We start from the raw sequence: 14773 nt of genomic DNA, 5'->3' as shown, positions 1-14773 counted from the left end.
AGACAACACAGCAGTGATCGAATAGTGTCAGGGATCAGCCCGGTCCAAAATGTCAGGGATCAACCCGGTCGGTCAGACCTCCGCTCTATCCAGCGCGCCAACGAAACCCGTCCGCCGTGCCTTGCATCCCATCCCGATCACGGCTACACGATCGGCCATCGGAGCGTGGCGCAGCCCGGTTAGCGCACTAGTCTGGGGGACTAGGGGTCGTGGGTTCGAATCCCGCCGCTCCGACCATTTTTCGGGATCGCTTCTGTTTTCATCCGGGGCTCGATCCTCTGCATCCCTCCGTCGAAGTGATCAAATATTGCGGATCCACGACTCTTGGCGGAAGCGCCTCGCCCCGTGACGGCGAGCCGGACGGCGGTTGGGAATCCTCATCGGAGGCTCAGCTCACGCTGACAGCGTCGCCTTCAGGTGCCACGATACTCTTGCTTTACTTGGATTGCCAAATATCTGTACAAGAAAGTGTGCCTCGAAAGGGGAGTGTATGATGGCTCACGTTTCCTACAGCGAGCTGCGGAACAATCTTGCAACCTATATGGATGCGGTCTGCGATGGACGGGCACCGCTCGTCGTTACGCGTCAGAACGCACGAAGCGTGGTGCTGATGTCAGAGGAGGAATACGAGGGTCTTATGGAGACCGTCCATCTTCTGAGGAGCCCGGCAAACGCCGTTCATCTCCTGCGTTCGATCCAGGAGGCAGACGAGGGTAAACTGACGGAGCGTGAGCCGGTTGAGCCGACGAGGTCGGTTTGATCCGATCACATGATTATCGCGTGGACCGAAGGCGCTTGGCAGGACTATCTCGAGTGGCAGAAGGACGACGAGAAAGTTCTCCAGGCCATTAACACGTTGATCAAGGACATCAAACGAGACCCGTTCAAGGGGTTGGGGAAACCAGAGCCCCTCAAACATGCGCTCCACGGCTGGTGGTCTCGGCGTATCACCGGAGAGCACAGGTTGGTTTATCGCGTCACGGGTCAAGGAGACACGCAACGGCTCGATATTGCCCAGTGCAAATATCACTATTGAGCTGGACCATGCCGCCGCGGTCCTGCGCCCGCTGGTCCAAAAATGCGCTGTACGCGCGGACCCGCCGCACCTTTCCAACTCAGTGAGGGCCGCTTAACATCTGCGACGGGATTCCCGCGCGTTAGACGCGCCGGCCTCGTTTTTTATTTCTGCAATTGTGCCGAGTTCTTCCATGGACGCCGCCGTCGCCGACATCTCCTTTGGGCATTTCGAGAACGCCGAGCAGATCGCCTTCTGGAACGGTGCGGGCGGCGGGCGCTGGGTCGCGCGCCGCGCCGAGATCGATGCGCTACTGGCGCCGGTGCAGGAGGCGCTGCTGGAGCGTGCGGCGATCCAGGCGGGCGAGCGGGTGCTCGACATCGGCTGCGGTTGCGGGGCGACCTTGATCGCGGCGGCCGAGAAGGTCGGCCCCGGCGGCAGCGTGCTTGGCCTCGACGTGTCCGCAGCCATGCTGACCGCGGCCCACGAGTTCACCCCCGCCGATGCGCCGGTGAGCTTCGTGCAGGGCGACGCCATGGTGCATCACTTCAAGGCCGCGAGCGCCGATCTCATGATCTCGCGCCTCGGCGTCATGTACTTCGCCAATCCGGTGCGCGCCGTGCTCAACATCCGCAATGCGCTGCACTCGGAGGGGCGCGTCGCCTTCGCCTGCTGGGGCGAGCTGCGCGACAACCCGTGGGCGCTGGAGCCGCTGCAGGCGGCCTATGACCACGTGCCGAAGTTGCCGGGATTGCCGCCGCACGCGCCGGACGATTTCGCGTTCGGAGCCGCCGAATGGATCGAGAAGGTCATGACCGATGCCGGGCTGCGGCGCATTCGGCTGGAGCGCCACGACATCGCGCTCGACTTCGGCGCAGGCGCCGGCCTCGACAGCGCGGTGCAGACGGCGCTCGCGATCGGGCCCGCCGGCCGTGCCGTGGCCGGGCAGCCGTCCGAGGCCACGGAGGCCGCGATCGCTGCCGTGAGGAAGGCGCTGGCGCGCTACGCCAAGGGGCCGCGCGTCGTGGTGCCGGCATCGTTCTGGATCGTGACTGCGGTCGATCCGTAATGCGACGGCCGCGCCGGAGCCCAAGCGCGGCGCCATCTATGCGAGCGCGGAGCTTACGATCAGCGCATATGCGACAGAAAGAACGCGTTTCGAGATGTGCAAGATGACGAGACTGCTCTCAGCCGGTGCCGTGTTGGTCGGCTTCCTGTCGGCGGCGAAGGCCGACGTTCAAATCAATATGCAGCCAGGCTCACAATGCTGGTCTTACCAAGGATTGGATACGCGATTTTACGGCAACTTTGCGGGCGGCCAAGCTCTGACCGTCGGGATTGTCGAGCAGCAATTGAACGAGAAAGGTGGGATGGAGGCGGTTGTCTATAGTGGCGCGCAGGTCTGGGTGAACGGTCCTGATGGTTTCCTCAAGGATGGCTACCGCAAGGCGGATGATCGGATCATCTACACGGACAAGCCGGGCCGCTACATTTTCAATTTGTATGAGCATGGAACAGGCGCCGCTTATCCAGTCTTCGTGAAGATATGCGCGAGCAGAAAGGACCAGGCCAACAAGAGGTGACCCGATCCTTTGTGCTGGTTTTGACCCCGTGGCAAAGCCGCAAGATCGGTCGAGCGCGTCAGCGTTGAGCGCGCTTAGCTGCTGCGGCCACGGAGTACTGAACGATGAAGGCGGCGCTGCAGAACTACCATGCCCGGATGCAGCGGGTCTTGGATCATATCGACCGGCATCTGGACGATGATCTGGACCTGGACGCGCTGAGCAGCATCGCGGCTTACTCGAAATATCATTTCCACCGGCAGTTCACGGCGACCTTCGGGCTGTCCGTGCATCGCTACATCCAGCTCGCCCGCATGAAGCGGGCGTCCTATCAGCTGGCCTACAGCGATGCCCAAACCGTCACGGAGGTCGCGATGGATGCCGGCTACGATGCACCGGACGCCTTCGCCCGCGCCTTTCGGCAACGGTTCGGGCAATCGCCGTCATCGTTCCGGAAATCTCCCGACTGGGAGCCGTGGCTTGCGGCCTTCGGGCCTTTCGACGAAGCAAGGAGCAAGCTGATGCGGACGACCTATACCCCTGACGACGTGACGATTCGCGAGGTGCCGACCACGCCGGTGGCGATCATGGAGCATCGCGGCGACCCGGCGACGCTCGGCGCCACGATCCAGCGCTTCATCGCCTGGCGCAAGGCTGCCGGCCTGCACCCCAGGACCAATCCGACCTTCACGGTCTGGCGCTCCGAGCGGCGCCCCGCGTCGCCTGCCGATTACAGCGTGGATCTCTGTGTCGGGACCGATCGGCCGGTCGAGACCGATGACGCGACAATCAGGGTCGGCGAGATCCCCGGCGGACGCTGCGCCGTGCTGCGCGTCGTCGGCAACACCCACAATCTGGAGCCGGCCGCGCTGTTTCTCTATCGCGACTGGCTTCCGGCCAGCGGCGAGGAGGCGCGTGACTTCCCGATCTATTGCCAGCGGCTGAACTTCTTCCCGGAGGTTCCCGAGCACGAGACGGCTGCGGACCTGTTCCTGCCGCTGAAATAGCCCCTGACGGCCGACCCTTCCTAAAACGTGTAGCCAAGAGCCGTCTCAACCCGCGAGTCCCGCATGCAGGGCTCGGGGGGAGCGGGCCGACCTTGGAGCGGTTCCAGTTCTCGTCCGGGAACCGCGATCCGGTCATGTCGTTAACGATCAAGCAGCTCAGTCGGGGCCCACACCCTGACATTGAACCTTTGCGCGCACGCGCGCACCAAACCTGTGTTCGGCTCGTCGCGGAGTCGGGTTTCAGGAAATTTCAGACTGACATCGGGGTTCACCTCGATGTGCTGTTCATTGTCGTTGAAGGAGGCGCGTATGGTCCTCAGGACTTTGAAAGTGTCGCTGTCTGTTTTCGCCGCTGCAACCTCGGTGGTGTCGCTGTTTGCCGTCAGCTGGGTCGGTCTCGCACTGCTCGGCTACTGATAGCTCACGCAAGCATAGAGGCGCACTCTGCCTCGCGAGATGGAAAGCGCCCGGATCGAGCCTGATCCGGGCGCGCGTTTTTGCAGATGCGAAGGGCCACGGCGCTATGCGAAGGCCTTTTCCACCGTCTCGATCAGCACGCGGAATGACTTGTCGTGGCGGGTGATCGGCGGAATCGCCCGGGTGATGCCGAGCAGCTGATAGACCGCCATCTGCGCCGCGCGCACCGAATATTCCACCGTGAACACGACGTCGTCGGGAATCTCGACGAACTGGCTGACGAAGGCGAGATTCTTCGAATTCGCCGGCACCGGCAGCGGGCGGTCGCTGGTGTTGCGCGGCATGAACATGCTGGTGATGTAGGGCAGGCGGCAGGGCACGCAGGTCGCGTTGTCGAACACCGAAAGGTCGAAGTTGAGATGGCCGCACAGCTCCTTGAGGATGTCGGCGCCGCCGCAATCGGCCATGGCCTTCGGCACGAAATTGCCGATGCGGTCGGGATGCAGCGCGTAGCCCCAGAACACCTGCACGTCCGCAGGCTGGCCGGCGAAATGCGGCTGGTGATACAGCACGACCGACATCAGCCAGTTGGACTCGGTGAAGGTAACGAGCCCGCCGGTGCCGGCGACATTGCCGGTGAACGCTTCCATCGCGTCGAAGAAGCGCGGATTGCGGCAGGTGACGGTGAAGGACTCCCAGCAGGATTCGGGGATCGATGAGTTGAAAGCGGCGGGATTGCCGAACTCCGGGCGTCCCCTTGCGATCTTCTCCCACAGCGTCCAGCCCTGGCTGTCCTGCTTGGTGAGCCGCGGCGGCGGCGCATCCTGCGTGCCCAGGCTGGTCGCATCCGTCATCGAGCCGTTTTGCAGGAAGACCAGATCGTCGGTTGCTACCACGACCGTCTCCGGCTTGCCGTTGCGATCGAGGGTCAAGCGCTTGACGACGTGCTTGCCGGCTTCCGTCGCGATCTCGATGTCGGTGACATCGACGCCGCCGGCGAAATTCACGTCATGGCCCTCCAGCCATTTGACGAGCGGCACCACGATCGCGTCGTACTGATTGAACACGGTGCGCTTGACGCCGGCCAGCGTCTCGATGCGCGGAAACTCGTTCATGAAGCGATGCAGATAGCGCTTGAACTCGACCGCGCTGTGCCAGGGCTGGAATGCGAACGTCGTCTGCCACATGAACCAGAAATTCGTGGTGAAGAACGGCGGCGACAGCCAGTCGGTGATGCGGGAGTTGCCGAGCTTGTCCTCGGAGGCCTCGGTCAGCCTGACGAGCTCGAGCCGATCCTGCATCGTAAAGCCCATGGTGGAGACGTCGACCTTGTGCCGGTTGCGATCGACGAGGCGCGCCTGCGAATGCGCGACATGGGCCTCGTTGAAGGCGAGCGTCTCGTCGCGCACGGTGCGGCCGGGATCGCCGGCATTGGGGATGGTGGAGAGCAGGTCCCACGTGCATTCGTAGTGATCGGTCGTCAGCATGCGGCCGCCGCGCAGCGAATAGGAACCGTCGGGCAGCCGCGCGCCATCGAGGCTGCCGCCATAGGGCAGACGCTTCTCGTAGATGGTGATGTCGCGTCCCGCGACGCCGCCGTCACGGATCAGGAATGCCGCGCCGGCCAATGCGCCGATGCCGCTGCCGATGAAATACGCCTTCATGATGGTTCACCCGGATCGTCTGTTGCGATCCGGGGCTTAGCCGCTGTGTTCCCTGGCGGAACTGATCCAGGTCAACCGCCGCGGCGCGCGGTGATCACGATCTCGCGTGGTCCCTCATGCGAATGATTTCACCACCGATTGCAGCAAAACGTTCAGCGATTTATCATACGGCGTGACCGGCGGAATGGCACGGTCGATCTTCAAGAGCTGATAGACCGCATGCATGGCCGCGCGCACCGAATATTCGATCGTGAAAACGGCGTCTTCGGGCAGCTCGACATATTGGCCGATGAAGGCGAGATTCTGCGAGGTGAGCGGCACCGGCAGTGGCCGGTCGCCATAGCTGCGCGGCATGAACATGCTCATGATGTACGGCATCCAGCACGGCACGCAGCTCGCGTCGGCGAACACCGAGAGCGGAAAGCGCAGGTGCCCGCATAGTTCTTTCAGGATCTCGGCGCCGCTGCACTCGGACATCGGCCTGGGCACGAAATTGCCGACGCGATCGGGAAACAGGCCGTAGCCCCAGAAGATCTGGATGTCGTCAGGCTGGTTCGGAAAGTACGGCTGGGTATAGAGCACGATCGACATGCGCCAGTTCGAGTCGGTGAAGGTCACGAGCCCGCCGGTGCCGGCGACGTTGCCGCTGAAGGCCTGCATCGCGTCGAAGAAACGTGGATTGCGGCAGGTCACCGTGAAGGATTCGAAGCTCGACTCCGGGATGCACGCGTTGAACACGGCGGGATTGCCGAACTCGGGCCGGCCGGCCGCGAGCTTCTCCCACAAGGTCCAGCCATGGCTGTCGGCTTTGGTAAGCGGCTTCGGCGGGCTGTCATGGCTGCCGAGGCTGGTCGCGTCGGTCATCGAGCCCGCGGTGTAGAACACGAGATCGTCGCTCGCGAGATCGATGCTGCGGCGTGCGCCGTCCTGATTGAGCACGAGCCGGCTCGCGCGGTGGCGGCCGTCCGTGGTGACGATCTCGATGTCCTCGACGTCGGCGCCGCCGACGAAGTTGACGCCGCGACCCTCGAGCCAGCGCACCAGCGGCAGCACGATCGAGTCATACTGGTTGTAGACGGTCCGCTTGACGCCGCCGAGCGTATTCATCATCGGGAATTCGTTCATGAAGCGCCGCAGATAGCGCCTGAACTCGACGGCGCTGTGCCAGGTCTGGAAGGCGAAGGTCGTCTGCCACATGTACCAGAAATTGGTGGTGAAGAACGGCGGCGACAGCCAGTCCGAGATCAGCGAATTGCCGAGCTTCTCCTCGGAAGTCTCCGTGAGCCTCGTCAGCTCGATGCGATCCTGCATCGAGAATCCCATGGTGGAAACGTCGACCTTGTGCCGGTTGGCATCGACCAGCCGCGCCTGCGCGTGCGTGACGTGGAGCTCGTTGAAGGCGACGGTTTCGTTGAGGATGTTCTCCTTGGGCCGTGAGTAGCTGGGAATCGTCGACAGCAGGTCCCAGGTGCATTCGTATTGTTCGGTCGTCAGCATGCGTCCGCCGCGCATGGAGTAGGAGCCGTCGGCAAGCCTGGTGCCGTCGAGGCTGCCGCCATAGGGCAGGCGCTTCTCGAAAATGGTGATGTCCTGACCGGGGATGCCGCCGTCGCGGATCATGAATGCTGCGCCCGAGAGCGAGCCGATGCCGCCGCCGATGAAATAGGCCTTCATGAGATCGACCTGCTATCCAAGGGTTTGAAACACAATGACGAAAATGCCGGCAGGCGCGGCGTATCAAAAGCCGAATAAAAACCCGCCGAGGGTCATGTTACCGCGGCGGGATGAATTAGTCGTCAACACGTTGAGGTCGTCTATCCGCATGCGGCTCAATGTCCCGCCATGTGGCGGCCGATCTCGGTCAGGTCGGCTTCGCCGACGCGGGTCTCGTAGACGAGCTGGCCGTGGAAAATCACGACCAGGCGGTCGGAGAGTTCGAGCAGCTCGTCGAGATCCTCGCTGACCAGCAGCACCGCGGCGCCGCGGTTGCGGGCGGCCATGATCTCGGCATGGATCTGCGCCACCGCCGCGAAGTCGAGGCCGAAGCACGGATTGGCGGCGATCAGCACTTCGACGTCGTGGCCGAGCTCGCGCGCCAGGACGGCGCGCTGCACGTTGCCGCCGGACAGTGCCGAGATCGGCGTATCCGGCGTGCGGGTCTTGATCTTGTAGCGGTTGATCTTGGCGGTCGCATCCTTTCGGAAGGCGGACTTGTTCAGCCACCAGCCACCGCGGGCGAACGGAGCGCGGTCGAACTCGCGCAGCGCGATGTTGTCGGCGACGCTCATGCCGCCGACGCAGGCGTTCTTCAGCGGCTCCTCGGGCAGCAGCGACATCTTGTGGCGCCGCATCTCCTCGCGGCTCGCGGAATAGAATTGGCCGGAGACACGGACAGCGCCGCTCTCGGCCTCACGCTGGCCGGCAAGCACCTCGACCAGCTGGCGCTGGCCGTTGCCGGAGACGCCGGCGATGCCGACGATCTCGCCGGCGCGCACGGTCAGCGACAGATCATGCACGGCCACTCCGCCGGCATCGTCGCGTGCCACCAGCTTGTCGACCTCGAGCCTGACCACGCCGGCCTCGCCGGAGCGCGCCGGCTGTACGGTGAGCTGCTCGGCGCCGATCATCATCCGCGCCATGTCGTCCGGTGTCAGCTCCGACACCTTGCCGCGGCCGGCGAGCTTGCCGCGCCTGAGGATCGTGACCTCATCGGCGAACGCCATCACCTCGCGGAATTTGTGGGTGATCATCAAAATGGTCAGCTCGCCGGCCTCGACCATCTTGCGCAGCATGCCCAGGACTTCATCCGCCTCGCCCGGCGTCAGCACCGAGGTCGGCTCGTCCAGGATCAGGAAGCGCCGCTTGAGATAGAGCTGCTTGAGGATCTCGCATTTCTGCCGCTCGCCGGCGGAGATGTCCGACACCTTGGCGTCGAGCGGCACGCGGAACGGCATGCGCGCCAAGAAGGCCTCCAGCTCCTTCCTCTCCTTGGCCCAGTTGACCACCGCCGGTATGTCGTCACGCGCCAGCACCAGGTTCTCGGCCACCGTCATCGCCGGTACCAGCGTGAAGTGCTGGTAGACCATGCCGAGGCCGAGCGCATGCGCGTCCTTGGGATTGTTGATCTCCCGTTCGCGCTCGCCGATCAGCACGTCGCCCTCGGTCGGGCGGTAGTAGCCCATGATGCATTTGACCAGCGTCGACTTGCCGGCGCCGTTCTCGCCGAGCAGCGCGTGGAACGAGCCGGGCTTGACCTTCAGCTCGACATTGTCGAGCGCGGTGAACGCGCCGAAGCGCATCGTCATCGCGATCGCTTCGACCCCGAATGCCCCCGCAGGCGTCGGATCGTCGCCGATCACGACAGCGCCTCGATCAGCGCCGACGATGTCGCGACTGCGCCGAACACGCCGCCCTGCATCTTGATCATCTTCAGCGCGTGGTCGTGATTGCCCTTGTCGGTGGCGCCGCAGCAGTCCGACAGCAGCACGCATTCGAAGCCGCGGTCGTTGGCCTCGCGCATCGTGGTGTGGACGCAGACGTCGGTCGTGATGCCGGTCAGCACGATGTTCTGGATGCCCTTCAGGCGCAGGATCAGCTCCAGATCGGTGGCGCAGAACGAGCCCTTGCCGGGCTTGTCGATCACGATCTCGCCGGGCAGCGGCGCCAGCTCGGGAATGATCTCCCAGCCCGGCTCGCCGCGCACCAGGATGCGGCCGCAGGGGCCGGGGTCGCCAATGCCGGCGCCGATCTGCTGCGAGCGCCAGCGCTTGTTGGCGGGCAGGTCGGAGAGATCGGTGCGGTGGCCCTCCCGGGTGTGGATGATGCAGAAGCCCTGCGCACGCATCACCGTGAGCAGCGTCTTGATCGGCTCGATGGGGGCGCGGGTCAAGGAGAGGTCATAGCCCATCTTGTCGACATAGCCGCCGACGCCGCAGAAATCGGTCTGCATGTCGATCACGATCAGTGCCGTGTTCTCTGGACGGAGATCGCCGTTGTAAGGCCAGGCATAGGGCTCGGAGCGGATGGTGCGCGCGGTCATGGCGGGCCTCTGGACTAGCGGGTGATGGACAATTCGGCCGGCGCGCCGTTGAGGGTGCGCTTCGGGGAGCAGGTGATGATCATGATGAGAAGCGTCAGGATGTAGGGCGCGGCGTTGAACAAATGATAGCCGGAGGTGACGCCGACCGACTGCAGCGCCGGTCCGAGCGCGGCAGCACCGCCGAACGCCAGGGAGGCCCACAGGCACAGCATCGGGTCCCAGCGTGCGAAGATGACGAGCGCGACCGCGGTGATGCCTTGCCCCGATGACAGGCCCTCGTTCCAGCTGCCGGGATAGAACAGCGACAGGAACGAGCCGCCGATGCCGGCGAGGAAGCCGCCGGCCATGGTGGCGCGCAGTCGGATCATCAGCACCGAATGGCCCATCGCCCGCGCCGCGTCGGCGCTCTCGCCGGCAGTGCGGATCAGGAGGCCCCAGCGCGTGGTCTTGAATGCCCACAGCAGCAACGGCGCGAGTGCCACGCCAAGCAGGAACAGCACGTTGATGCGCAGCGCGGCGCGAACCTGCGCCACGTCGCTCCACCAGCCGAAATCGATCGCCGGCAGCCGCGCGGCGGTGGGCTCGATCAGCGGCTTGCCGAGGAAGAAGGCGAGGCCGGTGCCGAACAGCATCAGCGAGATTCCTACCGCGACGTCGTTGACGCGCGGCAGCGAGCAGATGCCGGCGTGGAGCGCGCCGAGCAGCGCGCCGGTGAGGCCAGCGGCGAGCACGCCTGCCCACGGCGATCCCGTGAGATAGGAGATGCCATAGGCGCTCATTGCGCCCATCACCAGGGTGCCCTCGAGGCCGAGATTGATGCGGCCCGAACGCTCGGTGATGCATTCGCCGAGGCTCACGAACAGGAAGGGCGTGGAGACGCGGATGGCGCCGCCGAGCACCGCGAGCGGCACGGTCCAGAGCCCGATATTGCCGTCAGCCATGGATCAGGACTTTCCTTTGAGGAAACCGATGCGGCCGTAGAGCGCGTCGCTCGCCAGCACCGAGATGAAGATGATGCCCTGCAGCACCAGCACAGAGGCGTCGGGCAGGCCGAGCCGGCGCTGCAGCAGGCCGCCCGACGCATTGATGCCGCCGAGCAGGATCGCGACCGGAATGATGGCGAGCGGATTCTGCCGCGCCAGGAACGCGACCAGGATGCCGGTGAAGCCGTAGCCGACGGCGAGATTGGCGTTGGTGCGGCCCTGCACGGCGGCGACCTCGACCATGCCGGCCAGCCCGGCGCAGGCGCCGGCGAGGAAGCAGACGGTGAGGATCAATTTGCCGACCGACAGACCGACGATCTTGGCGGCGCGGATGTTGCCGCCGGCGACGCGCGCGGCAAAGCCGAAGGTGGTGTGGTAGATCAGCACATAGGCCGCGATGGCGGTGATCAGGCCGAACACCAGGCCCCAATGCACGTCGGTGCCGGGAATGCTGCCGATCATGTTGGCCGCGCCGATCTCACGCGTCGACGGCTTGTTGAGGCTCGCCGGATCGCGCATCGCGCCTTCGACGAGATGGTTGAGGATCGCGAGCGCGATGTAGACCAGCAGCAGGCTCGAGATCGTCTCGTTGACACCGCGATACTGCCGCAAGGCCCCGGACAGCAGGATCCACAAACCGCCGCCAGTCATGCCGGCGATCACCATCGCGATCTGCACCACGAGCGGCGGCATGCCCTGCAGCGCCAGGGCCGCCGAGGTCGCCGACAGCGCGCCGATCAGCAGCGCGCCTTCGCCGCCGATGATCACCATGCCCAATTGCGCGGGCAGGGCGGTGCACAGCGCCGTCAGGATCAAGGGAGCTGCCCGCGTCAGCGTGTTCTGCCAGGAGAACCAGGTGCCGAAGGCGCCGTAATACATGTACCAGTAGAGATCGAGCGGGTTCTTGCCGAACAGCGCGACGAAGATGCCGAACACGATGAGCGCGGCGACAAGCGCCGCGCCCGGGATCAATATGTACTCGATGCTCCCGCCGTAACGTTGCAGGAAACCTGCGTCGGCGGCCGGCGCGATGGCGGCCGCATCAACCGGATCGGCCGCCTCTGATGTCACGACGTGGCTCCGATCACGCCCTCGACCAGATAGTCCATCTTCTCCAGCTCCGGGTCCTTCTGGCCGCGCTCGGTCCCGGCGGTGATCACGGTCTTGCCCTTGTTGTCCTTGATCGGGCCCTTGAAGATGGTGTAGCCCTCACCGAAGAACTTGCTCTTGATTTCGTCGGCATGCTTGCGTGCCTGCTCGGAGACCGCCTCGCCATACGCCGAGATCTTGACCACTTCTTCCTTGAGGCCGCCGCGATAGAAGTTCGGGATGCTCTCGCCAGCCTGGAGCATCTTGACGAATTTCGGATACAGCGCTTCCCAATTCCATTCCGCGCCGGTCAGATACGCCTTGGGCGCCAGTGGCGACTGGTTGACGTGATAGCCGGTGACGAAGGCGCCGCGGCGCGCGGCATTCTCCACCATCGTCTTGGGGCCGTCGACATGGCAGGTCAGGACGTCGACGCCCTGGTCGATCAGGCTGTTGGTGGCCTCGGCCTCCTTGACCGGCATCGACCAGTCGCCGGTGAAGATCACCTGCGTGGTGGCCTTCGGGTTCGCGAGCTGCGCGCCGAGCGTGAAGGCGTTGATGTTGCGCAGGACCTGCGGGATCGGCTTGGCCGCGACGAAGCCGAGCTTGCCGCTCTTGCTCGTATAGCCGGCGACGATGCCGGCGATGTATTGCGCCTCATCGATATAGCCGAAATAGGAGCCAGCGTTCTTCGGGTCCTTCTCGCTCCACAGGCCGCCGCAGTGCTCGAAGCGCAGCTTCGGATACTTCGCGGCCATCTTGATCATGTGCGGATTGTAGTAGCCGAACGAGGTCGGGAAGAGCAGGGTGGCGCCGTCGAGATTGATCATCGACTCGATCGTCTTCTCGACCGCGTCGGTCTCCGGCACCTTCTCCTCTTCGATGACCTTCAGCCCAGGCAGCTTCTTCAGCGCCGCTGCACCTTGCGCATGCGCCTGGTTGTAGCCGTAGTCGTCGCGCGAGCCGACATAGATGAAGCCGATCGTCGTCTCCGCTGCGAAGGCCGGCCGCAGGCCCGCGGCTGCGCCGAGCGTCAGCGCCGCGCCACCCTGCAACAGATGCCGTCGTGAAATCCTGCCAAAGTCCATTGGTGAGCTCCCTCGGCGGGTCGATCCGCCCGCGCTGTCATCACGGCTTCACCGGCACGGCGGAGCCTCGAAAGGGAGTGATCGCAAGCTTTGTGCCAGCGGCGTGCGGGCAGGCAGGCGCACCAAGTCGTTGAAATGGCGCCATTTTGCAGATGATCGGAGCTTAGGCAGACGAATTCCCTGCTCGGTTTCAGCCTATAAAATAATCAATCGACTTCAATTGTATGCAATGAGTTCGGCCGCGTGGGACCGGCGCCAACCGTGCCCGCGAGCCGGAGGCTGCGACGCGGCGGCGGCCGCCAGCTCAAAGCGAGGCAGAACGAATGTCGCAGTGAGGAGGAGCGGTGGCGCATCGTCCTCCGCAGGCTGTTCGCCGGTGAGCGAGCCCTTTTCATATCTGCTGCAGACTGTCTGGGGTCTCAGATCCCGAGCAGCCAGACCGCGACGATGGTGCCGATCACAGCGAGCCCGCTGATCGTCCAGCCCGTCACATAGGCGCCGTCGTCCGATCCCGCGGGATCGACCATCGTGTCGCGCCAGCCTTCCTCCTGCCAGTGCCCCTGTTGGTACGCCATGCGAACCTCCTCGAGCCTGCCTCCCCGTGGGATAAGTCGGACACCCCTTGGAAAGGTTCAACCCCAAGCTGAAATCTTCGTTGCATGCGCTGCAACGCAAATCCCCGACATCCCCTCTGGTCAGGCCCGCGAAACGACCTAAGCTCGGGACGCGTTCCGCGAAGAGAACGAGGAAGTGGCCGGGCGGCAGGGCTGCGCCCGCAGCAGGGAAGGAAGAGCATTGATGAAGGATTTCGCCGGCAGGATCGCCGTGATCACCGGAGGCGGCACGGGCATGGGCCGCGAGCTTGCCCGCCAGCTCGTGGCCGAGGGCTGCAACGTCGCGATGTGCGACGTCTCGGTCGAGGCGATGGCCGAGACCAAGCGGCTGTGCGAGGCCGAGAAGCTGCCGCAGGGCCTGCGCGTCACCACCCATGTCGCCGACGTCTCGATCGAAGCGCAGCTCCAACGCTTTCGCGACGAGCTCGCCGAGCAGCAGGCCACCGACAAGATCCATCTGCTGTTCAACAATGCCGGCATCGGCGGCGGCGGCAGCCTGTTCACCAACAGCCGCGAGCAGTGGGAGCGCACCTTCAACATCTGCTGGGGCGGCGTCTATCTCGGCGTCCGCACCTTCCTGCCGATGCTGCTGAAGGCGGACGAGGCGCATATCGTCAACACCTCGAGCGTCAACGGCTTCTGGGCCTCGGTCGGCATGGGCGTCTCGCACACCGCCTACAGCGCCGCGAAATTCGCGGTGAAGGGTTTTACCGAAGCGCTGATCAACGACCTCCGCCTCAACGCGCCGCACATCAAATGCTCCGTGGTGATGCCCGGCCATATCGGCACCTCGATCGTCTCCAACTCGCGCAAGGTGCAGAGCGGCACCGAGTCCGACGAGCTCAGCGAGACCGAGATCATCCTGGCCCGCCAGCGCATGCAGGGCATGGGCATCGACGTCGCCGCCATGAGCGACGCCGACATCCAGGCTGCCGCCCGCGAGCGCGCCCGCAGCTTCCTCGAGGACGCCCCGACCACGGCGGCGCAGGCCGCCAAGATCATCCTCGACGGCGTCAAGGCCGAGCAGTGGCGGATTCTGGTGGGCGAGGACGCCAAGCTGCTGGACTTGCGCGTCCGCCAGTCGCCGGAGCAGGCCTACGAGCCGGAATTCTTCCAGCGCTTCGCGCAGGAGGCGGGGTGGAAGCTGGGGTAGGGGCGGGCCTATTGGTTCAGTTGGGGAGTTGGGACGGAATCTCTCGCCCCGGAGACGGTGAGCCCCCTCCCCCTTGTGGGGAGGGGTTGGGGGTGGGGGTCCCCGACGGTATGAACCGGGCTGAGTCCTGACAATTCAGACC

Annotated in this window: 14 protein-coding genes and 1 tRNA gene; 7 read left to right on the top strand and 8 right to left on the bottom strand. The window is 64.5% G+C overall.

What is annotated here, in order from left to right; genetic code table 11:
* Positions 1-159: 159 nt before the first annotated feature.
* The 6 genes from QX132_RS32920 (at position 160) to QX132_RS32895 (ending at position 3584) form a co-directional block, all read left to right on the top strand.
* Positions 160-237: transfer RNA gene (locus tag QX132_RS32920), tRNA-Pro, on the top strand.
* A gap of 256 nt (positions 238-493) precedes the next feature.
* Entirely contained in the window at positions 494-760 is a 267-nt protein-coding gene (locus tag QX132_RS32915; protein ID WP_316163869.1) for a type II toxin-antitoxin system prevent-host-death family antitoxin, read from the top strand.
* Between the two features lie 9 nt (positions 761-769).
* Positions 770-1036, top strand: a complete 267-nt coding sequence (locus QX132_RS32910) for a Txe/YoeB family addiction module toxin (protein WP_315775144.1) — start codon at positions 770-772, stop codon at positions 1034-1036.
* A gap of 172 nt (positions 1037-1208) precedes the next feature.
* Positions 1209-2084, top strand: a complete 876-nt coding sequence (locus tag QX132_RS32905; protein WP_315775143.1) for a class I SAM-dependent methyltransferase — start codon at positions 1209-1211, stop codon at positions 2082-2084.
* A gap of 103 nt (positions 2085-2187) precedes the next feature.
* Complete coding sequence (locus tag QX132_RS32900; protein ID WP_315775142.1) at positions 2188-2598, top strand: hypothetical protein; 411 nt, start codon at positions 2188-2190, stop codon at positions 2596-2598.
* A gap of 104 nt (positions 2599-2702) precedes the next feature.
* On the top strand, positions 2703-3584 hold the full coding sequence (locus tag QX132_RS32895; protein WP_315775141.1) for an AraC family transcriptional regulator: 882 nt from the start codon (positions 2703-2705) through the stop codon (positions 3582-3584).
* 521 nt (positions 3585-4105) lie between these two features.
* On the opposite strand, the gene QX132_RS32890 is transcribed toward QX132_RS32895, so the two are convergent.
* From QX132_RS32890 to QX132_RS32855, 8 genes are all read right to left on the bottom strand, one after another.
* Positions 4106-5665, bottom strand: coding sequence for an oleate hydratase (locus QX132_RS32890; RefSeq protein WP_315775140.1), 1560 nt, complete (start codon positions 5663-5665; stop codon positions 4106-4108).
* 114 nt (positions 5666-5779) lie between these two features.
* The gene (locus tag QX132_RS32885) at positions 5780-7339 is read right to left on the bottom strand and encodes an oleate hydratase (RefSeq protein WP_316163868.1); all 1560 of its coding nucleotides are present in this window, start codon (positions 7337-7339) and stop codon (positions 5780-5782) included.
* Between the two features lie 155 nt (positions 7340-7494).
* Entirely contained in the window at positions 7495-8970 is a 1476-nt protein-coding gene (locus QX132_RS32880; protein WP_315775311.1) for an ABC transporter ATP-binding protein, read from the bottom strand.
* Positions 8971-9020: 50 nt separating this feature from the next.
* Positions 9021-9704 carry an isochorismatase family cysteine hydrolase gene (locus QX132_RS32875; protein ID WP_315740203.1) on the bottom strand — a complete coding sequence of 228 codons (684 nt, stop codon included), beginning with the start codon at positions 9702-9704 and terminating at the stop codon, positions 9021-9023.
* 14 nt (positions 9705-9718) lie between these two features.
* Positions 9719-10645 (bottom strand): ABC transporter permease, encoded by a 927-nt coding sequence (locus QX132_RS32870; protein ID WP_316163867.1) that lies wholly within the window; start codon positions 10643-10645, stop codon positions 9719-9721.
* A gap of 3 nt (positions 10646-10648) precedes the next feature.
* Complete coding sequence (locus QX132_RS32865; RefSeq protein WP_316163866.1) at positions 10649-11758, bottom strand: ABC transporter permease; 1110 nt, start codon at positions 11756-11758, stop codon at positions 10649-10651.
* The gene (locus QX132_RS32860) at positions 11755-12864 is read right to left on the bottom strand and encodes a BMP family ABC transporter substrate-binding protein (RefSeq protein ID WP_316163865.1); all 1110 of its coding nucleotides are present in this window, start codon (positions 12862-12864) and stop codon (positions 11755-11757) included. The genes QX132_RS32865 and QX132_RS32860 overlap by 4 nt, the downstream gene beginning before the upstream one ends.
* A 419-nt stretch (positions 12865-13283) precedes the next feature.
* Complete coding sequence (locus QX132_RS32855; protein WP_315740199.1) at positions 13284-13439, bottom strand: hypothetical protein; 156 nt, start codon at positions 13437-13439, stop codon at positions 13284-13286.
* A 223-nt stretch (positions 13440-13662) separates the two neighbouring features.
* Here QX132_RS32855 and QX132_RS32850 point away from each other — a divergent pair, with 223 nt between their 5' ends.
* Positions 13663-14631: an SDR family NAD(P)-dependent oxidoreductase gene (locus QX132_RS32850; RefSeq protein WP_315774235.1), complete on the top strand. Its 969-nt coding sequence runs from the start codon at positions 13663-13665 to the stop codon at positions 14629-14631.
* Positions 14632-14773 lie beyond the last annotated feature (142 nt).

This window comes from Bradyrhizobium sp. SZCCHNRI20481, from assembly GCF_032485055.1.
GTDB lineage: Bacteria > Pseudomonadota > Alphaproteobacteria > Rhizobiales > Xanthobacteraceae > Bradyrhizobium.
Note: the sequence above shows the minus strand (reverse complement) of the source record. Positions and strands in the feature narration are given on the sequence as shown.